Source organism: Thauera sp. 63 (assembly GCF_000310165.2).
Lineage (GTDB): Bacteria > Pseudomonadota > Gammaproteobacteria > Burkholderiales > Rhodocyclaceae > Thauera > Thauera humireducens.
Genome location: NZ_AMXC01000033.1, coordinates 1 through 21,632, shown reverse-complemented (window position 1 = coordinate 21,632; position 21,632 = coordinate 1). Strand labels below are relative to the sequence as shown.

At 63.2% G+C, this 21,632-nt stretch carries 22 protein-coding genes, 1 tRNA gene and 1 pseudogene; 5 read left to right on the top strand and 19 right to left on the bottom strand.

Translation table 11 applies throughout. From position 1 onward, the window contains the following. Positions 1–209: 209 nt before the first annotated feature. From C664_RS20860 to C664_RS17250, 14 genes are all read right to left on the bottom strand, one after another. On the bottom strand, positions 210–365 hold the full coding sequence (locus C664_RS20860) for a hypothetical protein (protein WP_198291548.1): 156 nt from the start codon (positions 363–365) through the stop codon (positions 210–212). A gap of 509 nt (positions 366–874) precedes the next feature. Beyond that, a complete protein-coding gene (locus C664_RS17310; RefSeq protein ID WP_004291328.1) occupies positions 875–1,741 on the bottom strand; it encodes a universal stress protein in 867 nt (288 codons plus the stop codon). Between the two features lie 10 nt (positions 1,742–1,751). Further along, positions 1,752–3,182: a SulP family inorganic anion transporter gene (locus tag C664_RS17305; protein ID WP_051019167.1), complete on the bottom strand. Its 1,431-nt coding sequence runs from the start codon at positions 3,180–3,182 to the stop codon at positions 1,752–1,754. A gap of 51 nt (positions 3,183–3,233) precedes the next feature. Further along, positions 3,234–4,892: an IS66 family transposase gene (gene tnpC / locus C664_RS17300; RefSeq protein WP_004261347.1), complete on the bottom strand. Its 1,659-nt coding sequence runs from the start codon at positions 4,890–4,892 to the stop codon at positions 3,234–3,236. 22 nt (positions 4,893–4,914) lie between these two features. Further along, positions 4,915–5,274: an IS66 family insertion sequence element accessory protein TnpB gene (gene tnpB, locus C664_RS17295; protein ID WP_004261344.1), complete on the bottom strand. Its 360-nt coding sequence runs from the start codon at positions 5,272–5,274 to the stop codon at positions 4,915–4,917. Continuing rightward, the gene (tnpA, locus tag C664_RS17290; protein WP_004261324.1) at positions 5,274–5,591 is read right to left on the bottom strand and encodes an IS66 family insertion sequence element accessory protein TnpA; all 318 of its coding nucleotides are present in this window, start codon (positions 5,589–5,591) and stop codon (positions 5,274–5,276) included. Before tnpA ends, tnpB begins: the two co-directional genes overlap by 1 nt. A 646-nt stretch (positions 5,592–6,237) precedes the next feature. Next, complete coding sequence (locus tag C664_RS17285) at positions 6,238–6,477, bottom strand: thioredoxin family protein (protein WP_004291325.1); 240 nt, start codon at positions 6,475–6,477, stop codon at positions 6,238–6,240. Between the two features lie 2 nt (positions 6,478–6,479). Continuing rightward, entirely contained in the window at positions 6,480–7,943 is a 1,464-nt protein-coding gene (locus C664_RS17280; RefSeq protein ID WP_004291323.1) for a permease, read from the bottom strand. Positions 7,944–8,080: 137 nt separating this feature from the next. Then, positions 8,081–8,629, bottom strand: coding sequence for a sigma-70 family RNA polymerase sigma factor (locus tag C664_RS17275; RefSeq protein WP_038012257.1), 549 nt, complete (start codon positions 8,627–8,629; stop codon positions 8,081–8,083). 19 nt (positions 8,630–8,648) lie between these two features. Continuing rightward, on the bottom strand, positions 8,649–9,401 hold the full coding sequence (gene arsH / locus C664_RS17270; RefSeq protein ID WP_051019166.1) for an arsenical resistance protein ArsH: 753 nt from the start codon (positions 9,399–9,401) through the stop codon (positions 8,649–8,651). After that, complete coding sequence (gene arsC, locus C664_RS17265) at positions 9,379–9,801, bottom strand: arsenate reductase (glutaredoxin) (protein WP_004291318.1); 423 nt, start codon at positions 9,799–9,801, stop codon at positions 9,379–9,381. The genes arsH and arsC overlap by 23 nt, the downstream gene beginning before the upstream one ends. A 12-nt stretch (positions 9,802–9,813) precedes the next feature. Beyond that, positions 9,814–10,851, bottom strand: coding sequence for an ACR3 family arsenite efflux transporter (arsB, locus tag C664_RS17260; protein ID WP_004291316.1), 1,038 nt, complete (start codon positions 10,849–10,851; stop codon positions 9,814–9,816). A gap of 144 nt (positions 10,852–10,995) precedes the next feature. Then, positions 10,996–11,328 carry an ArsR/SmtB family transcription factor gene (locus tag C664_RS17255; protein ID WP_004291315.1) on the bottom strand — a complete coding sequence of 111 codons (333 nt, stop codon included), beginning with the start codon at positions 11,326–11,328 and terminating at the stop codon, positions 10,996–10,998. A gap of 41 nt (positions 11,329–11,369) precedes the next feature. After that, positions 11,370–11,672 carry a hypothetical protein gene (locus C664_RS17250; protein WP_054963746.1) on the bottom strand — a complete coding sequence of 101 codons (303 nt, stop codon included), beginning with the start codon at positions 11,670–11,672 and terminating at the stop codon, positions 11,370–11,372. 172 nt (positions 11,673–11,844) lie between these two features. Between C664_RS17250 and C664_RS17245 the strand changes: the two genes are divergently transcribed. The 4 genes from C664_RS17245 (at position 11,845) to C664_RS17225 (ending at position 16,122) form a co-directional block, all read left to right on the top strand. Further along, positions 11,845–12,801, top strand: coding sequence for an MBL fold metallo-hydrolase (locus C664_RS17245; RefSeq protein ID WP_004291313.1), 957 nt, complete (start codon positions 11,845–11,847; stop codon positions 12,799–12,801). Between the two features lie 2 nt (positions 12,802–12,803). Continuing rightward, positions 12,804–14,129, top strand: a complete 1,326-nt coding sequence (locus tag C664_RS17240; RefSeq protein WP_004291311.1) for a hypothetical protein — start codon at positions 12,804–12,806, stop codon at positions 14,127–14,129. 354 nt (positions 14,130–14,483) lie between these two features. Further along, positions 14,484–14,900, top strand: coding sequence for a Na+/H+ antiporter NhaA (locus tag C664_RS17235; RefSeq protein ID WP_038012256.1), 417 nt, complete (start codon positions 14,484–14,486; stop codon positions 14,898–14,900). Between the two features lie 59 nt (positions 14,901–14,959). Beyond that, a protein-coding gene (locus tag C664_RS17225; protein ID WP_341647327.1) for an IS3 family transposase occupies positions 14,960–16,122 on the top strand; the annotation gives its coding sequence in 2 pieces (ribosomal slippage) (positions 14,960–15,218 and positions 15,218–16,122; 1,164 coding nt in all). Here the strand turns inward: C664_RS17225 and C664_RS20425 are convergent. Further along, positions 16,058–16,840 (bottom strand): tyrosine-type recombinase/integrase, encoded by a 783-nt coding sequence (locus C664_RS20425; RefSeq protein ID WP_004291309.1) that lies wholly within the window; start codon positions 16,838–16,840, stop codon positions 16,058–16,060. The genes C664_RS17225 and C664_RS20425 overlap by 65 nt on opposite strands. Positions 16,841–17,015: 175 nt before the next feature. Further along, positions 17,016–17,091 (bottom strand) — tRNA-Ala (locus tag C664_RS17220). An 88-nt stretch (positions 17,092–17,179) separates the two neighbouring features. Here C664_RS17220 and C664_RS17215 point away from each other — a divergent pair. Then, positions 17,180–18,163: a site-specific integrase gene (locus tag C664_RS17215; RefSeq protein WP_004291308.1), complete on the top strand. Its 984-nt coding sequence runs from the start codon at positions 17,180–17,182 to the stop codon at positions 18,161–18,163. 696 nt (positions 18,164–18,859) lie between these two features. Here the strand turns inward: C664_RS17215 and C664_RS20720 are convergent. The 3 genes and pseudogenes from C664_RS20720 to C664_RS17195 all read right to left on the bottom strand — a co-directional run. Further along, positions 18,860–19,897, bottom strand: coding sequence for a hypothetical protein (locus C664_RS20720; protein ID WP_157354222.1), 1,038 nt, complete (start codon positions 19,895–19,897; stop codon positions 18,860–18,862). A 329-nt stretch (positions 19,898–20,226) separates the two neighbouring features. Next, positions 20,227–21,015, bottom strand: a complete 789-nt coding sequence (istB, locus tag C664_RS17200) for an IS21-like element helper ATPase IstB (RefSeq protein ID WP_004255699.1) — start codon at positions 21,013–21,015, stop codon at positions 20,227–20,229. Then, positions 21,015–21,551, bottom strand: a pseudogene (locus C664_RS17195) (Mu transposase domain-containing protein); the annotation flags it as partial. The gene istB and the pseudogene C664_RS17195, both read right to left, overlap by 1 nt. Positions 21,552–21,632: the final 81 nt, after the last annotated feature.

Here is a 21,632-nt window from a genome sequence, read left to right as displayed (position 1 = left end):
GCTGAGGGCATGTTCAGGGGCGCTACCGACAGCAACAGCGCCTCGATGCGGATCATGCGAGCCACTCGCGCAGCGATGCACGACAGGCCTCGGCGGTCTGGAGCGGCCATTCGAGCTTGACGTGTGCGTTACCACGCTGCACCTCGAGGCGGATCACCGGCGCCTCGACGGAGGGGACGGGGCGACCTGCACCAGTACAAAGCTTTCGCTCAGCGAACGCAGTAACCTCTGTACTGCCAGGCTTGCGCCGGCTCGGTGGCGATGCCGCGCTCGCGCATCCAGCGATGGACCTGGTTGGGGTTCAAGCCGTTAGCCAGGGCCACGCCGGCCACCGAGACGCCGGGCTCACGGCAGGCCGAGATCACCTATTGCTTGAAGGCTTCGCTGTGCGTGCGCCGAGTTCGGCACGGGATAACCACATCCATGGTGTCCGCCATCGAATTTGATGGACACGATCTTCAATGGGCTAAGCAGACGGCGGAAGGTGGGTTCGCCGGGTGCCTACTCTGCAAAGTCGAAGTCGGCTTTCTAATCCTAAAGCTGCCGGTCGCTTCTTCCGGCTGTCCGCCTCGTACTCGGCCTGAGCCGACGTCCAAGAAGTCAAGCATCAACAGCCGCTCTTCAGGGTCGACCGGTCTGTCGTTTGCGAACTTCGGCATGCGGCTTCAGGCCGGAGAGTGCTCCCGAGCTTGCAGCCCCCGATCCCCCATCACCGGATCGCACCTCGGCTGGTTCCGCCATCTCCAAAGCAACATAGTGGTCGATCCCTCGACCCCGAGATGCGTCGGGCCCGCGCGCCCACGATTCGCTGCCTCGCTCGAAGTCATCCGCCAGCGAGACACAGCGGCTCGCTGGCGGATCACGCATGCCGGTACTAGCGCAGCAGCAGGGTCGGGATGGTCGCGGCGCGCAGCAGATCCGTCGTCTTGCTGCCGAAGATCAACGTGCGCAACGGCGAATGGGCATAGGCGCCCATCAGCAACATGTCGATGTCGCGTGCCTTGACCTCGCGCGCGATCACCACCTCGGGGTCGCCCGGAAGGATGTCGGCCACCACCTCGAATCCCGCCGATGTGAGCATGTCCTTCGCCCAAGCGATCTGCTTCGGTGCATCCGCGCTTTCCTTGCCGGCCATCACGATGTGGACCGGCAGGCCCTTGAACAGCGGGCTGTTGGCGATCATGTCCACGCCCTTCCGTGTCACGGCGGTGCCGTCGTAGGCGAGCATTACCCGCTCGGGCTCCTTGAAGCCCTCCGTCACGGTGAGAATGGGTTTGTGGATGGCACGCACCACGCGCTCGACGTTCCGCCCCAGATCGCGCTGCGTCGTTTCGGCCGAGGCCCCGCGACGGCCGAAGACGAAGAGCCGCACGCTGTTTTCCTGCTCGGCCAGCGTTTCGTCGAGCGCGCCGTGGCGCTGGCGCATGTCGGCCGAGGGCGCGCCGGCGGCGAGCCCGCGCTCGCGCAAGCGGTTGAGAAAGACGCGCCCCTGCTCGCGCTTGGCGCGGGCAACGGCGGCGTCCCTGTCACTGAGATTGCTCAGCAGCTGTTCCTGGGCGTTGATGCCGATCGCGCCGCTGTGGTCCTCGCCCAATCCTTGTTCTGGGTGGCGGTCGATGACATGCAGCAGTTCGAGCGGCGCATCCATGCGGCGCGCTGCCCAGGCGGCGTAGTCGGTGACGGTGTCGGCGAAATGGGACTGGTCCACGCAGGCCAACACTTTCTCGTCTTGCTTGTTCATGCTGTTCTCCTCAGTGGCCGGTGAGCAGGTCGGCACCGTCGCCCTTGTCGTGCACGGCGAACCTGTCGACCATCGTCGCGCTGGCTTCGTTGAGGCCGATCACCTCCACGTCCGTGCCTTCGCGGCGGAACTTCACCACCACCTTGTCCAGCGCGCTCACTGCGGTGATGTCCCAGAAGTGGGCGCGTGACACGTCGATGACGACCTTGTCGATCACTTCCTTGAAGTCGAAGCCGGCGACGAAAGCGTCGGCCGAGGCGAAGAACACCTGGCCGGTGACGGTGTAGCGGCGCAGGCGGCCTTCGTCCTCAGCGATCGAACGGATGCCGAGGATACGGCCTACCTTGTGCGCGAAGAAGAACCCCGAGGCAAGCACGCCGACCAGCACGCCTTGCGCGAGGTCATGGGTGGCGACCGTCACCGCGACGGTGGCGATCATCACAATGCTGGAGCTGGGCGGATGCTCGCGCAGCTTGCGGATCGAGTCCCAGTTGAAGGTGCCGATTGACACCATGATCATCACCGCCACCAGCGCCGCCATCGGGATCTGCACCACCCAGTCGCCCACCAGCATCAGCAGCGCGAGCAGGAAGACGCCGGCCGACAGCGTCGACAGGCGGCCGCGACCGCCGGATTTCACGTTGATCACGGACTGGCCGATCATCGCGCAACCCGCCATGCCGCCGATGAAGCCGCTGGCGATGTTGGCCATGCCCTGGCCGACGCATTCGCGGTTCTTGTTGCTGGGCGTGTCGGTAAGGTCGTCGACGATGGTCGCGGTCATCAGCGACTCGAGCAAGCCCACCACCATCAGCGTCAGCGCGTACGGGAAGATGATCGCCAGCGTCTCGAGGTTGAGCGGCGCGTCCGGGAGCAGGAATACCGGCAGGCTATCAGGCAGCTGGCCCATGTCGCCGACGGTGCGGATGTCGAGGTCGAGCACGATCGCGACGGCCGTCAGCACCACGATGGTGACCAGTGGTGACGGGATCGCCTTGGTGATGTAGGGGAACAGATAGATGATGCCGAGGCCGGCGGCGGTCATCGCATAGACGTGCCAAGTGACGTTGGTCAGCTCGGGCAGTTGCGCCATGAAGATCAGGATGGCGAGCGCGTTGACGAAGCCGGTGACCACCGAGCGCGACACGAAGCGCATCAGGCGGCCCAGCTGGATCCAGCCGGCGATGATCTGCAGCACGCCGGTGAGGATGGTGGCGGCGAGCAGGTACTGGAGGCCGTGTTCCTTCACCAGCGTGACCATCACCAGCGCCATGGCGCCGGTTGCGGCCGAGATCATGCCCGGGCGGCCGCCGGTGAAGGCGATGACCACTGCAATACAGAAAGAAGCGTAGAGCCCGACCTTGGGATCGACGCCCGCAATGATCGAGAAGGCGATCGCCTCGGGAATCAGTGCCAGCGCGACGACGAGGCCGGCGAGCAGATCGTTACGGACGTTGTAAGCGCTCCACGAACCCCATCTTCCCCGGGCTCGCTACGCCGTGATCAACTGCTCAGCCTTGAGATTCCAGGGCAGGAGGGCCTCGAAGTGTTCGACGGTGGTCGCATTGGGCACGGCGCGCAGTATGTGGCGCAGCCACAGGTACGGCTCGACGTTGTTGGCCTTGGCGGTCTCGACCAGCGAGTAGATGAGCGCGCTGGCACGCGCCCCGGCTTGCGTATCCGAGAAGAGCCACGCTTTCCTCCCAACGACGAAGGGCCGGATGGCGTTTTCGACCGGGTTGTTGTCGATCGGCAGATCGCCCCGTGCGAGGTAGCGCGTCAGTCGCGGCCACTGCCGATGCAGGTAGCCCAACGCGCCGCCGAGCACCGAGGTGGGCGGCACGGTGGGGAGCACCTGATCGAGCCAACGGCGCAGTTCGTCGATGACGACGCGGCTTCTGCTCTGGCGTCGCGCCAGGCGCTCGGCGTTGCTCAGTTCGCGCGCCTCCTTCTCGATGGCGTAGAGCTTGCCGATCAGCGCCAGCGCCTCATGGGCGCGACCGCGCTTGCCGGCGGGCAGCACCTTGCTGGCGTCGACGAAGCGGCGCCGCGCATGGACCCAGCAGCCGAGCCGGGTCACGCCCTCGCAGAAGGAGATCGCCCCATAGCTCTCGAGCCCATCGGCGATCAGGTGCCCCTTCCAGCCTTCGAGCAGGCGTAAAGGGACCGCCTGCGCGCGGCTCGGGTCGTACTCGAAGAGGATCACCGGCTTACCCGGCGGACCACCGCGCTGCACCCACATCTGGCTCTTGCTCGTGGCTGCCCGGCCAGGCTCCTTGAGCACCTGCACCGGGGTTTCGTCCATGTGAATCACATCGTGCCCGAGCAGCACGTCGCGCATCAGATTGGCGATCGGCTGCAGCGCTTGCGCGGTGCCGATCACCCAGCGCGCCAGGGTCTGACGCGGCACGAGCGCGCCCGCGCGGGCAAGCACGTACTCGAAACGCGCCAGCGGCAGCCCGTCGACGTACTTGGTGACCAGCAGCATCGCCAAGAGGTCGTTGCTGGCGTTGCTCTTGGGCAGCACCTGCCCCGGGGCGCGGGCGCTGACCGGCGCCTGGTCGCCCTGGGGGCAGCCGTAGCGCTTCCTGATGTGACGCAGCACGCGCACCTGCATCGGGACGATGTCGAGCTGTTCGCTGACGTCCTGGCCAATCTCGACCATGGGTGTGCCGCAGGCGCAGGTGCGTTCGGCCTCGGGGACGTCGTGGACGACGTCGATGCGCGGCAGCTCGATCGGCAAGGGCTTGCGCTTGCCACGCGCCTTCTTCTTGCCCGTGTCGGCGGGCGTCTCACCCGTCGTCTCGGTGGCCGGCGGCGGCAAGGTTGCGGTGTCGCCCGCCTCGGTTGCGGACTCGGCCAGCGCCTCGGCCTCGTCGAAGAGCCACCCCTGGCCCGCGTGCGATTCGCTGCTGGGGCCGAACATGCGCCGGCGCGCCAGGCGAAGCTGCTCGTAGAGCTCGAGGATGCGTGCCTCGAAGGCCTTTTGCAGTTCGGCTTCGCGCGCCTTGAAGGCAAGCTCGAAGGCGTGCTGCTGTTCCCGCAGCAAGGCCTTGAGCGCGGCCGGATCGTCGGGTAACTGTTCGGGGAGGGGGGATGCGCACACGCCGACGGCGGCATTCGAACGAGGGTCGGCGGTACGTGGTTGCATGCTGGAATTATACCCGATCACGCTACGTAACCGATTGGTATTGCAGCGTTTTATGCGGCCTTGCCGCCCACAGATCGAAGCCTTCGAGCAGCCATTCGAGCTCCTTCATCGTCAGTACGCAGGTGGGCTGACTTGCCTCGGCCGCCGGCCAGGCGAAGCGCTCGGCTTCGAGCCGCTTGTACCAGAGGCAGAAGCCGTTGCGGTGCCAGTACAGCGCCTTGAGTTTGTCGCGGCGACGGTTGATGAAAAGGTACAGCGCGTCGCCGAACGGGTTCAGTCCCAGCTCCTGCTCGACCAGCGCCGACAGTCCGCCGATGGATTTGCGAAAGTCGATCGCCGGCCGGTACAGATACACCGCGCCGATCGAATGCCCCGGGTGCATCAGCGCCCTCGCTCGGCAAGAGCCGCCGACAGCGCGGCCAGCCAGTCGACGCCAGGCAGCGTCGCGCATTCGAGCCGCAGCTGCGCGTCGATCACCACCGTGCAGCCCGCGCGGAGCGTCATCGAGGGTTCGACTTTGATCGGGACGAATCCGCCAAGCTTGGCGCGGCTACGACGGCCACCGGTCACCAGGCGCTTGCGCCACTGATAGAGCGCCTGCGGCGATAGCCCCTCGCGCTCGGCGTAAGCCTTCGTGGTAATGCCCTCGGCTTCGATTGCCGACAGGTGCGACAACCAGAACGTACTGCGCTCCGACATGCTCGTGCTCCCTGAAAAACGGAAGCCGAAGCATGCGGGCTCAAACGGGGCTACGTAAGAATGGGGTTCGTGGAGCGCTTACCGGACGTTGGAGAGCCAGTCCTGTTGGAGGGATTTCATTTGTCGTTATGAGTCCATCAAGTGGTGTGCATACCCAGAAACGGGACGCGATGAACTCACGCGAGGCAGGTTCGCGAGGGGCGCACTGCAGCAACGAAGGGGCCGGGTGCAGACAGAACTGACAGGCCCGCGCGGCGGCGTCAATTCAAGCAAGAAACGGTGGAGCAAGCGAACAGACAGGGACAAGCCTCGCGCGAGCGTGGAGGTGAAGCAACAACTCGCAGTGAGGGGCAAGGCTTACATGGGTCGCTTGTTCTGATGTTTTGACGATCTGGGAGGACGCACGCATCACGCCGCGATGCCCGCGACCGATTACAGCGCGATTTTAGCCGAATTGCTGCAATGCAGTAAGCCTTGAGCGCTCTGCACGTAACCATAGTGTGGCGGCGCCCCAAGGGTCACACGGTCGGTCAGCTTCCTGACCGGTTAGTGTGTTCAGCTACGATGGCAGTCACTCCAACGGCTACTTTGCGAAACCTGCCATCGGTACTAACTGGCCGGGATGAGACCTTTGAATCGGGCGTTCTCAGGCTGCCCGGATCCACTCCGCAATCGTTGCCGTTGTCGGAATCCGCCCTGACGACACCAGCTTGCCGCCAATCACCAGCCCCGGGGTCTTGAGCACGTCGTGGGCGAGGATCTCGTTCATGTCGGTGACCTTGACCACTTCGGCCTGAAGGCCGGTGGTGGCGAGCGCGTCACGGACGAGCTCTTCCAGCTTGCGGCAGTTGGCGCAGCCGGGACCGAGCACCTTGATTTCGAGCATGATCAGATTCCTTTCAGTGAGGACGCGTTGCGGCTTGCGACCGACAGCAGCACCGCCAGCAGCGCGATGAAACCCGCGAGGTAGAGCGCGAGCATGAGCAGCGAAACGCCGTCGATCCAGGCCCCGTAGATGAGCCCGGCGGCAGCACTGAAGAGTGCCACCAGGCCGACATAGGTGAAGGTCTTCCTGCGACCGATGATCGCCGAGATGATCAGGATGCTCTGCAGCGACAGCTCGGGGTCGGACATCAGGTAGGCGAGCAGCGGGCCGCGATGCATGCCGAGCTCGAGGAACATCTTGGCGATCGGCACCTCGACCAGGGTCGGGAAGTACATGAACACGCCGAACACCACGCCCGCCAGGTTGCCGGTAAGCGAGTTGGTACCCGCCAGCATCTGGATCCATTCGGGACGGATCAGCACGCGGATCATGCCGACGATGAAGACGCCCACGACCAGCAGCGGAAAGATCTGCTTCACGAAGCGCCAGGACTCCCATAGCCAGTCGCGCAGCTCGTCCTCGTTCAGTCGGTGACGGACGATGTAGCTCAGCACCGCGAGCGCGGCGGCAACGCCGAAGAACTTGCCGGTGAGGCCGACGCGGAGCCCGCCTTCCACCGGCTGCACCGCCAGCGCGGCCACCAGCAAGGTCGCCGCGATCAGTGCGAGGCTGATCCAGGTCCATGCATTGGCACCGTCGGCGATGTTTTCCAGCCCGCGCCAGGCGGCGAAGCCGATCGCGCCGAGTAGCCCGATCAGCACCACGCCCTGCAGCGACACGCCCTCCTCGCCTCTGGCGGCGTCGTAGGGCACCAGGCGGTCGAGCACGGCCTGCCAGCCTTGCGCGTCGGCGAGCGGCAGCCTGACGTCGAAATACGTCCCGGTCAGCACGTCGAGCTTCAGCGTTCCCGCCAGCAACAGCGCCACCCAGACGAACAGGAAGACCAGCGCCATCCGCCCCATCCCGGCGCCCTGGGCACCGAAGGCGGTGTCGGTGGCACGGTCATGCGCGGCGTCGTCGCTGCGAAAGATCAAGGCCATGATCAGGCCGATGCCGATGCCGAAAGTCAGCGAGAGCAGGAAGCGCTCGATGGCAAGATCAGAGCCTATGATGCCACCGGTGTAGACCAGCGCCAGGATGTTGGCCGCCGGGGCGAAGAACAGGAAGGTGATCGCAGGTCCGAGCCCCGCCCCTTTCTTGTAGATGCCGGCGAAGAGCGGAACGATGGTGCACGAGCACACCGCAAGCAAGGACCCAGCGGCAGCTGCAGCGGGATACGACACCGCCTTGCTGGAGTTGCGACCGAGGAAGCGGGTAACCGTCTCTTTGGGAATCAGCGCGGAGATCGCGCCGGCGATGAAGAACGCGGGCAGCAGGCAGAGCAGAACATGCGCTGCGAGATAGGCGGCTAGGTTACCCGTACCGCCGTACACGACGGGCATCACCCAGGAAAGCACCATGTCCATTTCACCCACTCCAGCAAGAAATCCTGCAGTCTGATATCCGCTCGACTCGACCCACAGGCGATACCTGATCAGCCGTTCCGCCGTCGACAACTAGCCTCACCGATGAAGACGTTGAAATGCTGAAAAGGATGCAGGGGTCAGCCGAGCGGTGGGCGCGGTACGAAACAACAGACCTTCCCATCCTCATCGAGCTGGACCTGGCAGGCAGTCAGCAGCTGCGCTCGAAGCCGCTGCCGCGCGCGTCGCACGCGCGACTTGGCACCCGGCAGCGACAGGCCCTTGAGCTCGGCGAAGGCCTGCTGAGTCATTCCGTCAATGTCACAGCACTCAAGCGCCTCGCGGTCTTCAGCCGCAAGCTCACTCAGCACGCGCGGCAGGCAGGCGGACAGCCGGTCGACCGGCGCGAGTTCGCTTTCAGCCTCGTCAAATGCGACGAGGTTGTCGGGCAAGGGCTCACTGGCGTGCGCGCGCCGGGCATTGTCGATCACGATATTGCGCGCCACCTCGAACAGCCAGGCGCGCGGATTGGTCACAGCGCAAAAGCGCTCGCGCTGACGCACCGCCCTCAGGAACAGATCATGGAGCACATCCTCGGCCTCGGCCGGCTGGCGGAGGCGATGCCGCAGGTAGCGCAAGAGCTCGGCTTCATGCGCCGACCAAGCCTCAAGCAAGCATGGGACCGTCACGCGTGCCCTCCTCGCATCGTCAGATCGACTTCTGATTCACCCGCGCCGACAACTCGGCCGCGCTCTCCTTGCGCTCGCTGTAGCGATCGACCAGGTAGGGCGCGATGTCGCGCGTCAGCAGCGTGAACTTCACCAGTTCCTCCATCACGTCCACAACGCGGTCGTAATAGGCCGAAGGCTTCATGCGGTCCCGGTCGTCGAACTCGAGGAAAGCCTTCGCAACTGACGACTGGTTGGGGATGGTCAGCATCCGCATCCAGCGCCCGAGCACGCGCATCTGGTTCACCGCGTTGAAGGACTGCGAGCCACCGCAGACCTGCATCACTGCCAGCGTCTTGCCCTGGGTCGGACGCACGGCGCCGACCGACAGCGGAATCCAGTCGATCTGCGCCTTCATGATGCCGGTCATCGCGCCGTGGCGCTCAGGCGAGCACCACACCATGCCCTCGGCCCACTGCGTGAGCGCGCGCAACTCGACCACCTTGGGGTGGGTGTCGGGGGCATCGTCGGGCAGCGGCAAGCCGCTGGGATTGAAGATGCGTGTCTCTGCGCCCATGGCGCGCAGCAGGCGTGCAGCTTCTTCTGTCAGCAGGCGGCTGAAAGAGCGTGTGCGTAGCGAACCGTAGAGCAGCGCGATGCGTGGCGGATGGGCGGACGGTTGCTGAACCTGCAATCGCGCGGGATCTGGCACGCGGAACAGCGCGGCGTCGATGTTGGACAGATCAGGCACGGAAGTGCCGGGCAGCGACTCAGACACGACGCCCCTCCGCATCGATCACCTGCTCGCCGTCCTCCTTGGCAAAGGCGCCGCGCTGCGGCTGCGGCAGGATGTCGAGCACGACTTCGGAGGGCCGGCAAAGGCGCGTGCCGAGCGGGGTGACGACGATCGGGCGGTTGATCAGAATGGGGTGGGCGATCATTGCATCGATCAGCTCGTCCTCGGTCTTCGCCGGGTCGTCAAGGCCGAGTTCGGTGAAGAGCGTCTCCTTGGCGCGCATGATGCCGCGCACGCCGAGACCGGCAGCCGCGATCAGCGCAACCAGCGTTTCACGGGTGGGCGGCGTCTTGAGGTACTCAATGACGTCCGGCTCAACCCCGCTGTTGCGGATCATCGCCAGGGTGTTACGCGAGGTGCCACAGCGCGAGTTGTGGTAGATCGTGATATCGCTCATGTCTGTCCTTGTTCAGTTGCGGCGCGCCTCGGCGGCACCGGGAAACCAGTATCGGGTGCGGTTGACGATGGCCACCAGCGAGAGCATCACCGGCACCTCCACCAGCACGCCAACCACCGTGGCGAGCGCCGCGCCCGAGTTCAGCCCGAACAGCGAGATCGCCACCGCCACCGCCAGCTCGAAGAAGTTGGACGTACCGATCAGGCAGGCCGGCCCCGCCACGTTGTGCGGCAGCTTCATCGCCTTCGCGGCGACATAGGCGATCAGGAAGATGCCGTAGCTCTGCACCAGCAGCGGCAACGCGATCAGGCCGATCACCAGTGGTTGCGCCACGATCGTACGTGCCTGGAAACCGAACAGCAGCACCACGGTGGCGATCAGGCCGACGATGGACCAAGGCTTCAGCCGGCCGACGAATTCAGCGACTGCCTGTGCCGAACGGCGTTCGAGCACGTGCCGGGTCGCCATGCCGGCCACGAGCGGCAGCACCACGTAGAGCACCGTCGACAGCAGCAGCGTCTCCCACGGCACCGTGAGATCGGTGACACCGAGCAGGAAGGCGGCGATCGGGGCGAAGGCGAACACCATGATGAGGTCGTTCACCGACACCTGCACCAGGGTGTAGTTGGGATCGCCCTTCACCAGCTGGCTCCACACGAACACCATCGCGGTGCATGGCGCCACGCCGAGCAGGATCATGCCGGCGATGTATTCGCTGGCCGAGGCCGGATCGACCCAGGGTGCGAAAAGATGCTGGAAGAACAGCACGCCGAGCGCCGCCATTGTGAAGGGCTTGATCAGCCAATTGACCACCAGCGTCAGGAGCAGACCCTGCGGCTTCTTGCCGACGTCCTTCACCGCGTGCCAGTCGATCTGGATCATCATCGGGTAGATCATTACCCAGATGAACACGGCCACCACCAGGTTGACCTGGGCGAACTCGAGGCCGGCGATCATCTGGAAGGCGCCCGGTGCGACCAGCCCCAGGCCCACGCCCCCAAGGATTCCCAGCCCCACCCACACGGTGAGGTAGCGTTCGAACAGCCCCATCTCAGCCCTCCACCGGCGTCTGGCCGATATGGTCAAGTGGGGACCAGCGCGGCTCGGCCGAGCACAGGAAGAGCACGTTGTAGATCTTGTCGGACATTGGAGGCCTATTTGTCGTTATGAGCCCGGGCTGGGCGGTCGTTCAGTTCAGCAATTCATTCCCGAAGCACAGGCATCGACGCCGCACAGCTCGGGCATGCCGGTGCAGCACTCTTCGGTGAGGTAGGCGATCAGTTCGCGCATCAGCGCCATGTTGGCGCGGTAGCGCTGGAAGCGGCCCTCCTGTTCCGCCGACACCAGGCCGGCGTGGGTCAGCGTCTTGAGGTGGAAGGACAGATTCGTGGGTGTGACGTCGAGCGCGGCCGACAGCTCGCCCGCCACCATGCCCGCAGGGCCGACTCGCACGAGCATGCGGAAGACGTCCAGGCGGATGCCCGAGGACAGGGCCTCGAAGATCGGCAGTGCGGCGTTCTTTTCCATATTCGTTCTCCAGGTCCATCGCTCAGGGTGCCGCTCAGGGCTCAACCCAGGCGGCAACGTGACGGACCAGCAGCAAGGCCAGCGTCACCATCCAGCAGATCAGCAGCATCACCTACGAATCGACGAGCGCATATAGCATGGTCCAGCAGCCCCTTGTGCGGCGCATCGACCAACAGTTTGGTGTTGGTGGAGTCGTGGATGCTGCTGATCTGGCCGTGGCGGATGCCGAGGTTCTTATGCACCGCCTTTACCAGTGGCGCGAGGCAGTTCGTCGTGAGTGAGGTCGCCGTGACGATGTGGTCAAGCGCCGGATCGTAGGCCTCGTGGTTGATGCCTACTCTCATGTCGTAAGCAATTATAATGATATTTTTAGAACTCTTGAAACATAGAAGCGAGCATGCAAGGACAGAGTGAAGATCTCGTGACAAACCAAGGCGCTCGCCATGAGCACATCACGCCTTGCCACCTCACGCACGACTACACTGAGCAAGCATGCCAAGCCTCCCCAGCAAACCAATGACCAATCACGCCTGCAGCCTTTTCCGATGTGTCGTCGGCCTCTCCATTGGGCTGGCCTTCGCTTCGCAAGCGCTTGCCGACGAGGGCTTCAAGCTTGTGCACCAGGAGCTTGGAGGCGGAGTCCATGCACTGCTCGGCCCCACCGGCGCACGCAGCTACCAGAATCACGGCTTGAATGCCAACTTCGGGGTCATCGATACCGCCGAAGGCGCTGTGCTGATCGACAGTGGCGCGTCGCAGCAGGGCGCTCGCCTGCTCGAAGCCGAGGCCTCTCGCCTCACTGCCAAGCCGGTGCGATGGGTCATCAACACCGGCGCTCAGGATCATCGCTGGTTGGGGAATGACTACTTCCGCAATCGGGGCGCCGAAGTCATCGCCCATACGCTCACCGCCGCGACGCAGCAACGCAATGCGCACGCACAACTCGACAGCCTGCGTCCGGTGCTCAAGGAACGGCTCGACGATACGGAACCGTTCACCGCAAACCGCCTCCTCGAAGGCGCACATACAACGCTGAATCTTGGCGGCCGGCAGATCGAGGTTCATTACTTCGCCGATGCCCACTTTCCGGGCGATGTGGTCGTCTGGTTGCACGAGGAGCGCATTCTTTTTGCGGGCGATCACGTCTACGTCGATCGATTGCTCGGCATCCTGCCGCAGAGCAATGCCGAGACATGGCTGAGAGCATTCGAGGCGCTCATGGCACTCGGTCCAGACCGCATCGTTCCCGGTCATGGTTCGGTGAGCGATCTAGCCCGGGCGCAGGCCGACACCGGCGATTACCTCGCATTCATCGTCAATGGCGTCAAGCCCTTGGCCGAAGACATGGTGGGTGTCGACGCCGCCGTCGCCCAACTCGGCGATGCACCACAGTTCGCCCGCCTCGCCAACTACGAAGAGTTGCATCGGGGGAACGTGAGCCGGGCGTATTTGCGTCTTGAAGCCGCGCAGTGAGCATGGACATGGACTCAGACGATTTCAGCTTCACCCGGCAAGTCGGCGCGCACGACATCGCCGAGGCGATCAACCGGGGGTGCGACTGTCGCAGCCTCGACCCTGAGCGCTTGCGCCGGCAGCTCGAGGCCGAGCCGAGCCTGCTCGGTCTCGCCGCCGAAATCGGCCACAGCCGGCCGCACCTGTTCTCCGCGACCGCCGTGTTCATTGCGCCCGAAACCCTACAGGCCATGGAGCACGTCGTCGCAGCGGTCGAGTCGGTCGTCGCACTCCCTGCCTACCAGGCCATGGCGCTCGACCGCGCACCGCCGATTGCCCGCGTCGCCCCCGGGCCGCGGTCGGTGTTCATGGGCTTCGACTTCCATCTGGGTGACGCCGGCCCCCAGCTCATCGAGATCAACACCAACGCTGGCGGCGCCCTGCTCAACAGCGCCCTGGCACGCGCACAGAGAGCCTGCTGCGAGCAGATCCAGCCTTTCCTTCGGCCTACCGCAGAACTCGAGACGCTCGACCAGCGCTGGCTGGACGACTTCTTCGCCGAATGGTCGCTGCAGGGGCGAAGCGGCAGGCCCGCCCGCATGGCCATCGTGGACGAACACCCCGCGACGCAGTATCTGCATCCCGAGTTCCTGCTGTTTCGCCACCTGTTCCGCCGTGCCGGCATCGACGCTGTCATCTGCGACCCCGCCGAACTGTCATTCGAATCGGGACGTCTGATGCATGCCGGCGCGCCGCTCGACCTGGTCTACAACCGCCTGACCGATTTCTACCTGCAGGCACCGGCGCTGGCGCCCTTGCGGGCGGCCCACGAAGCCGGTGCGATCGTGCTGACCCCGCATCCACACGCCCACGCGCTGTATGCGGACAAGCGCAACCTCTGCATCCTGAGCGACGCCGCACGCCTTGCCGAACTCGGCGTTCCCAAGCCCGTCATCGACCGCCTCGTCACGGGGGTGCCCCGCACGCTCGAAGTCACCCCCGAGAAGACGGAAGCATTGTGGGCGGCACGGCGCGGCCTGTTCTTCAAGCCCTTTGCCGGTTTCGGCAGTCGCGCGACCTACCGAGGCGACAAGCTCACGCAGCGTGTCTGGCAGGAGATTCTCGCCGGCGGCTACGTGGCGCAGAACCTTGCCCTGCCCTCGGAACGGCGGGTTGCGATCGATGGGCAGAGCAGCGATCTGAAGCTTGATGTCCGCGCCTACGCGTATGCCGGCTCCATCCGTCTGGTCGCTACGCGGCTGTACAAGGGACAGACAACGAATTTCCGGACGCCCGGAGGAGGATTTGCGCCGGTGTTCGTGGCCAGTGCGAACGACCTTGCCAATTAATCCGAGGTACAAACCGGTTCTCTGCTGGAACTCTTCATCGAGCGAGAGGCCTCCACCCAGCGACGACCTGCGCTCGTGCAGGAGACCGTTGCTCAGTTGCCGCAGAACATTCGATGCCGCCCAAACGACAGACTGGCCCGATCCCGCCTTTAGTACCAGTGCTTGGTTAAAAGCGTCCCAAGGTTCCCTCTTCCGAGAGAGCTCGGCTTGCTTTGGAAGCACGGCCACCGAGCTCCCCTCCCCGACCTTGGCTTCCGTTGGGCTGATGGGTGAAGTCAGGCAACACTGAATCTGTCTCCTGCAGCTCGGCACTCTGGCAACGGCGAGCCTAAACTGGAGTTACCGATCCGGGCGATGCTCAAAACATCCGTTCTGCCCCATCTGAAACTCATTGGACCTCACCCCATGCATGATGAGCGGCAGGGCAATAAGGATCTCGATCGACTGCCGAAGGAGTCCGTTCATCGGCTGACCGAGCCGTTCGCACGCTTCCTGCGCATCGAATCAGCTGGCGGCGCCATCCTTCTGGCATGTACCGTCGCCGCGTTGGTCCTATCCAACTCGCCGTGGTCCCACTCTTTCCTGGCAGTCTGGGAGACACCGGTGGGCCTCCGGATCGGCTCGCTGGAACTCGTGCGCGGCCTTAAGGAGTGGATCAACGACGGATTGATGACGCTCTTCTTCTTCGTGGTCGCCGCAGAGCTCAAACGTGAGTTGGTCCTAGGCGAACTGCGTTCTCCACGTATGGCTGCGCTGGCCATCGCTGCTTGAATCGCCCCGGGTTTCCTAGACACCCTTTTGCCTCACAATGAGGCGTTACGGAGGTGTCGATGGAAACGAAGAAGGCGCAGCAGCGCTTCACCGAAGAGTTCAAGATCGAAGCGGTCAAGCAGGTGACCGACCGGGGACATCCGGTCGCTGAGGTGGCCGTGCGGCTTGGCGTCAGCGCCCACAGTCTCTACACCTGGATCAAGCGTTACGGCGTTCCGGCGGAGCAGCGTGCCGAGCGCGACAGCCAGGCGGACGAGATTCGGCGCCTGAAGGCGGAGTTGCGGCGCGTGACCGAGGAGCGCGACATCCTAAAAAAGGCCGCCGCGTACTTTGCCAAGCAGTCCGGGTGAGGTACGCCTTCATCGACGCCCACGTGGTGCAGTATCCGGTGCGTCGCCTGTGTTCGACGCTGGCGGTCCATCCGAGCGGTTATTACGCGTGGAAGCAGCAACCCGTTTCCGAGCGCTCGGCTAATGACCAGCGCATCGGAGCGCTGATTACGCAATGCTGGGAGGCCAGCGGGCGTATCTATGGCTATCGCAAGATCCGTAACGATCTGCACGACATGGGCGAAGCGTGTGGCAAGCATCGCGTGGCGCGGCTGATGCGCTTGGCGGGCCTGCGCTCGCACACCGGCTATGGACGCCGCCCCGGTCGCTACGGTGGGCGGCCGGCGGTGGTTGCGCCGAATCTGCTCGAGCGCCAGTTTGCCCCGACAGCGCCGAACAAGAGCTGGGTGACCGATATCACTTACATCCGAACCCACGAGGGGTGGCTGTACCTGTGCGCGGTGCTCGATCTGTTCTCCCGTCAGGTCGTCGGTTGGTCGATGGGCGAACGGATGACCAAGGAACTGGCGTTGAACGCCTTGCTGATGGCGGTGTGGCGGCGCAAACCGACTGAGCAGGTGCTGGTGCATTCAGATCAGGGTAGCCAGTTCAGCAGCCACGACTGGCAAGACTTCCTGAAGTCGCACCGACTGGTGCCGAGCATGAGCCGGCGTGGCAACTGCCACGATAACGCGGTAGCGGAAAGCTTCTTCCAGCTGCTCAAGCGCGAGCGGATCAAGCGAAAGATCTACACGGATCGGGCGCAGGCTCGCTCCGATGTTTTCGATTACATCGAGCTCTTCTACAACCCACGGCGACGCCACGGTTTCACCAACCAGCTCTCGCCGGTAGAGTTCGAGCGGCAGTATTTTTTGAAGAACGGGACCGTCTAGGAAACCCGGGGCGATTCACAGATCGAACGACGAGAGTACCTTTGAATCCGTCGATAGCACGCATCAATGCCGCAACTTCGTCCGGGTCGGTAATTGACGGAAAGTGCTCGGGCCTAGGCTTCTTGACGACCCCTCGAAGGTCTGTCGTGGGGTTTCGCTCCGCGCGCCCTGTCCCGACTGCGTAGCGCATCACTTGCCCGATGGTCTGCTTCGCCCGGTAAGCGGTGTCCGCTGCACCTCGGTCATAGATCCGCTGACAGCACGCCAGAACATCCATCGGCTTGACCTTGGAGACGGCGAGCTTTCCGATCCATGGAAAAACGTCCTTCTCGAACCGCTGGATGACCTTACTAGCGTGCCCTGGTGCCCACTTGGCGTCGACTCGCTCCTTCTCGAACCACTCCCGTGCGACAGCCTCAAAAGTGTTAACGGTGTCCGCGACACGCTCGGCTTCTTCTGCCTTTCGTACTGCGCTGGGGTCGACGCCGTTCGCGATCAACTCGCGCGCCTCGTCACGCCGAGTACGTGCAGCCTTCAAGGAAACATCCGGATAGACCCCAAGGCTGAGCCGCTTCTCTTTCCCTCCGATACGGTACTTGAGACGCCACCACTTCCCTCCGCTCGGAGCGACCTCGAGGTACAAGCCCTTCTCGTCGGCATACTTGCGAGTTTTTGCAGTGGGCTTGAGTGCCTTGATCTGCGTGTCTGTGAGGGGCATCTGGGGGCAACTCCTTAGGTGATTGGGGGCATCTCGAACAGTTGCCCCCAATGTTGCCCCCACCAGCCTCAGGCTTTCAATAGCCCTCCTCGGACCACTTCGGACGTAAAAAAAGCCGGAAACCCATATTTTTCAATGAGTTCCGGCCTTTTTCGGACTACTTCGGAAGTGTTCGTGGTGGACCGAAAGGGGATCGAACCCTCGACCTCCGCATTGCGAACGCGGCGCTCTCCCAGCTGAGCTATCGGCCCTGAAAGACATACCAATCAGAAGGTTACGTTCAGACCAATCCCGGTCAATTACTGGTCAGTCACCCTGCTGTCACCCGGAGCAGCAGACATGGCAACCATCCGCCTGAGAAATGACCGCTGGCAAGTAATCGTCAAACGCAAGGGACACCCCCAACAGTCCAAGACGTTCGACCTGAAGAAGGACGCGGAGAAGTGGGGAAGGCAGCAGGAGCGGCTCATGGATGCCGGGGAATGGGTTGATCGCTCGGAAGCCCACCGGACAACCTTGGGAGAGTTGTTCGACCGCTACGGCAAGGAGGTAAGCAGCAAGAAGCGGGGGGCCGAGTCTGAACTGATCCGGCTTAACGTGTTCAAGCAGTCCGACCTAGCCAAGTATTCCGCAGCAGCGGTCACAGCAAAGATGGTCGCTGAGTGGAGGGACGAACGGTTGAAGGAGGTGTCCTCGGGGACCGTCCTACGAGAGCTTCAACTCATCGGGCATGTCTTCACCATCGCAATACGTGAATGGGGAATCAACCTCCAAGGGAACCCCGTGGCCCTCATCCGTAAGCCCTCGCCGGGGAAGTCTCGGGATCGAGTCCTGACTGACGATGAACGCTCCCGCCTCCTCGATGAACTGAGCATCTGTCGGAATCCTTGGGTCAAGCCTGCTGTGGTGTTCGCTCTGGAGACCGCAGCACGACGGGGCGAGATCCTGTCGCTCACTTGGGATTGCGTAGATCTCAAGGGACGGACGGCAACAATCAGCGGTAAGACAGGAACTCGGACTATCCCCCTCTCCCCTGCCTGCCTCGACATGATGCGTTCACTCCCCCGGAGCCTCGACGGGACGGTCTTCCCGTTAAGCCGGGAGGCACTGAAACAGGCTTACGAGCGTGCCGTGGTAAGGGCTGATATCAAGGACTTCACGTTCCATGATCTCCGACACGACGCCTTAACGAGGTTGGCGAAGCTGGGGTTCTCAGTGTTGGAACTGAGGGCGATCTCGGGACACACCACCGCGAACATGTTGCAGCGGTACGTATCCATCGACGCACGGGATCTAGCCCACCGTCTTGCCAAGGTAGGCTGAGGTAATCAACAAGGGAGCGCGGGGGTTCCTGATCATGACAAGGATATGATTCCCCTAAAGAAACTAAACCTTTGTTTTTATTGATAATTACCCCCTGTTCACACTTCAGATTCCTGTGTATAGTCCGGGCCTTCTCCAACCCGTTACACAGGAACTGAAGCAATGAGGGTCTTCGATCTCATCATCGGTAACACGTACATTCGCATTGAGCGCAGCGGTCTCCCGTTCTCTCACCGTGACCTCTGGCGAGATGAGGCGGGAGGCCTTAACGGCTACGTTCTGGGGCTGCACTTCCTTGTTGCAGACAACCGGATACCCGCCTCTCCGGTCGTCCTGCGGAAGTAACAACTAACAGGGGTCTGAATTCTTACGGCCCCACACACCAACATCAGGCGAACGCGGCACTCTTGCTGCTCTGAGTTGCCGCTCGCTTCAGCTTTGCTTTGATGTCTCCCCAGCGGGAGATCACCTCGGGAAGTACCTCGGACACCTTGAGATCCAGTTGACTCGCTAGGGAGAGGCTTATATCGCCCCCTAGGGCCATTACTGCGCTAGGGATATCACTCCCTTTGACCGCCTCCCTGAACCAGTAGCAGACCGGTTCCCCGTGGCAATGCTTCCGGTCCCTCCACTGAGAATCCAGAGGACAGACCGGGGCACTACAGCTACTGAATCGGGGGCAGGATTGCTGAAGGATTACAACCATCCCAACTTAGCCGCAGCAGCGGGAGAGACCAGACGACCGTTGATATTAACGACCGTGTGACCTGCCGGGGTGGTGCTCACCTCATACCCAGCTTTCCGCAGTGCTTCAACGCTCGGAGGATTAGCCGAGAAGAACTCCCTAGCAAGAGCTTTCATCGGTGCGACGTTACGCCCATAGACCAGTTCATGACGGGCGCGGGAGTAGGCATCAGGTCGGGCCTTCTGTGCCCAATCCCAGAGTTCCTGCGGATCACTGATCCCCTCTCGACGGGCTACGCTGTCGGCTTGCTGACTGAATGCATGTTCAACGAAAGCGGCACGGGCCTTAGCATCCTCAGGGGTGATCCCCGAGAGTCTCGCAATCTCTAGGTAGTCACGCTCCCCGATTGTCCCCTCAAGGATCTTTGCGAGGGCTGATTGGTAGATAGCCTGCGGAAGCGGATCAATCGCACGGGCGAGCGTGTCCTCGATCTCGGTCGGGAAGTATTCAACCTCGTAGCTGTCGCCGGTCACCTGCGGGAGAGACTCTCGAGACTCCTGTGACTGAGCAGCCGGGGAGGTCTGGTTACCTCCAACCTCGTAATAACGACCACTTGAATCACGAGCAAGGACGCCCATACGCTCAAGTACTTGGGCCTGAGTCTGAGTCCCACCGTAACTGATTAGCGTGGTCGGCTTGATGTTATCGACCGAGGTCAGGTTACCGTAGGCATTCCGGGCGCTCGCTAGGATTCCGGTAGCCCCTCCAACCGATTCATTTGCGGTATAGCTGGCGTGAGCAGGGGTCGCAGTGGTGCCATTAACACCGCTTCGATAGATCGTCCCTACATCAGCACGAATGGCACGCTGTTGGACCGGTTGAACGAACGTGCCGGGATCCTCAGGGGCTGTGTCATAACGGAGAACACCTCCGCTGAGTTGCTGGAATCGACCAGTGACAGGACCGCTAGTGGGAATCTCACTGCGGGGAGCCGGGCCGGAACCGTGGGAGACGTAATCGCTATAACCATTTGAAAGTTGAATGCTCATTGTTGTTGCCTTAATTGAATGGAATTGAAAGAGAAGACTTGAACTCGTTGTCCTGCTCTGCTCGACGCTGGAGCGATTCAACGACGTTGATTAGGAATAACGCGAGGGTGGAGCGGATCCGGGAACCTGCGTCCCTTACGTCCTTGACGCTGGGTTCCTTGTGGACCAACCGACCGTTGCTCATGCGGTATTCGTAACCAGCAAGCCGGACGAGGTATCGACCTAGAGCCATAGTCAGACGCTGGTCATCCGGTAGTTGCCTTGGGTTCTGTCAAGCGACACGAAGATTTGACCCCCTGACGACATCTGGAATTGACCCCCTGGGTTAATCAACTCTCCGACGTGATCGGGGTGGGGGCAGCGGCCTTCTGCAGAAGGCCGCTGCGGCGCTTGTCGCGCAGCCGGTAACTGTCGCCCCGGATCGTGATGACCTGGCTGTGGTGCAGCAACCGATCGAGGATGGCGGTGGCCGCCACGGCATCGCCGAACACCTGTCCCCACTCGCCGACCGGCCGGTTGCTGGTGATCAGCATGCTTGCCCGCTCGTAGCGCCGCGACACGAGCTGGAAGAACAGGTGCGCGGCCGCCGGTTCGAGCGGCAGGTACCCAAGCTCATCGATGATCAGCAGCTTGGGCTTCGAGAGCTGCAACAGCTTCTCCTCGAGCCGCCCGTCGGCGTGCGCCTTCGTGAGCCCTGCCATCAGCGCCGCTGCCGAAGTGAAGAGCACCGTATAGCCGCGATCCACCGCTTCGCGCCCCAGTGCGACTGCCAGGTGCGTCTTGCCCACGCCCGGGGGGCCGAGCAGCAACAAGGCCTGGCCGTGGCCGATCCAGCGACCGGTGGACAGATCCCGGATCTGCCCCGGATCGATCGAGGGCTGTGCGTCGAAGTCGAAGCCTTCGAGCGTGCGCACACACGGGAAACGGGCGAGCTTCATGCCCATCTGGATGCGCCGCATGTCGCGTCGGGCGACCTCGCGCTCGGCCAGGAACAGCAGCGCTTCGCGCAGCGTCATCTGTGCCCGGCTGGCTTCGTCGAGCAGGCTATCGAGCTGGTCGCGGATCGCCGTGAGCCGCAGCCGGGTGAGCAATTCGTCGAGTCGTTCGGGTTCGAGCATCACCAGCCTCCTCCGACGAGGGCTTCGTACTCGGCCAACGGACGCAGCAGCGCATCGGTGGGCGGCGGCGTCTCGATCTCGGCCGGTGGTGGCGATCCACCCAGCAGATGGCGGCGCTCGATGCTGCGACCGCGACTGCCGGAGAGCTCCGCGTGGCGGGCTACTTCCTCGCCGGCGTACTCGACCACGACGGTGTCGGCGCTGACGATGACTGTCACCGTCTCGCCGATCAAGCGCCACGGCACGCTGTAGGCGTTGGTGTCGAGCTCGATGCAGCCCTCGGCATTGACCCGGCGCACGAGTTCGCGCACCTGCAGGAAGGGAGCGATCCCGTCGACCGGACGCAGGTGATCGCGCTCCAGGTCGAAGCGCTCAGCGGGCGTGACGCCCGTCGTGCCGTGGATGCGCACATCGGCCACCTCGCGCTGCCAGCGCGCCAGGTGCGCCTCCATCGCCGCCCAGCTCTCGAAGGCGTGACCGGCGATGGCGTTCTTCTTCACGTAGCCCACGCCGTTCTCGGTCTTGCCCTTGGTGCGTTGTCACCGACCGGCACATTAGAGCCAGTTGATGATCGGCACAATGGAGCCACCGCGTGATCGGCACATTGAGGCCAGTCC

What these genes read in the sequence shown, in the direction of transcription:
- C664_RS17310 (WP_004291328.1), bottom strand. Translation starts at nt 1,741, where the DNA reads ATGAACAAGCAAGACGAGAAAGTGTTGGCCTGCGTGGACCAGTCCCAT.
- tnpC (WP_004261347.1), bottom strand. Translation starts at nt 4,892, where the DNA reads ATGCAACCACGTACCGCCGACCCTCGTTCGAATGCCGCCGTCGGCGTG.
- tnpB (WP_004261344.1), bottom strand. Translation starts at nt 5,274, where the DNA reads ATGCACCCGGGGCATTCGATCGGCGCGGTGTATCTGTACCGGCCGGCG.
- tnpA (WP_004261324.1), bottom strand. Translation starts at nt 5,591, where the DNA reads ATGTCGGAGCGCAGTACGTTCTGGTTGTCGCACCTGTCGGCAATCGAA.
- C664_RS17285 (WP_004291325.1), bottom strand. Translation starts at nt 6,477, where the DNA reads ATGCTCGAAATCAAGGTGCTCGGTCCCGGCTGCGCCAACTGCCGCAAG.
- C664_RS17280 (WP_004291323.1), bottom strand. Translation starts at nt 7,943, where the DNA reads ATGGACATGGTGCTTTCCTGGGTGATGCCCGTCGTGTACGGCGGTACG.
- arsH (WP_051019166.1), bottom strand. Translation starts at nt 9,401, where the DNA reads ATGCGGAGGGGCGTCGTGTCTGAGTCGCTGCCCGGCACTTCCGTGCCT.
- arsC (WP_004291318.1), bottom strand. Translation starts at nt 9,801, where the DNA reads ATGAGCGATATCACGATCTACCACAACTCGCGCTGTGGCACCTCGCGT.
- arsB (WP_004291316.1), bottom strand. Translation starts at nt 10,851, where the DNA reads ATGGGGCTGTTCGAACGCTACCTCACCGTGTGGGTGGGGCTGGGAATC.
- C664_RS17255 (WP_004291315.1), bottom strand. Translation starts at nt 11,328, where the DNA reads ATGGAAAAGAACGCCGCACTGCCGATCTTCGAGGCCCTGTCCTCGGGC.
- C664_RS17250 (WP_054963746.1), bottom strand. Translation starts at nt 11,672, where the DNA reads ATGAGAGTAGGCATCAACCACGAGGCCTACGATCCGGCGCTTGACCAC.
- C664_RS17245 (WP_004291313.1), top strand. Translation starts at nt 11,845, where the DNA reads ATGACCAATCACGCCTGCAGCCTTTTCCGATGTGTCGTCGGCCTCTCC.
- C664_RS17240 (WP_004291311.1), top strand. Translation starts at nt 12,804, where the DNA reads ATGGACATGGACTCAGACGATTTCAGCTTCACCCGGCAAGTCGGCGCG.
- C664_RS17235 (WP_038012256.1), top strand. Translation starts at nt 14,484, where the DNA reads ATGCTCAAAACATCCGTTCTGCCCCATCTGAAACTCATTGGACCTCAC.
- C664_RS20425 (WP_004291309.1), bottom strand. Translation starts at nt 16,840, where the DNA reads ATGCCCCTCACAGACACGCAGATCAAGGCACTCAAGCCCACTGCAAAA.
- C664_RS17215 (WP_004291308.1), top strand. Translation starts at nt 17,180, where the DNA reads ATGGCAACCATCCGCCTGAGAAATGACCGCTGGCAAGTAATCGTCAAA.
- C664_RS20720 (WP_157354222.1), bottom strand. Translation starts at nt 19,897, where the DNA reads ATGAGCATTCAACTTTCAAATGGTTATAGCGATTACGTCTCCCACGGT.
- istB (WP_004255699.1), bottom strand. Translation starts at nt 21,015, where the DNA reads ATGCTCGAACCCGAACGACTCGACGAATTGCTCACCCGGCTGCGGCTC.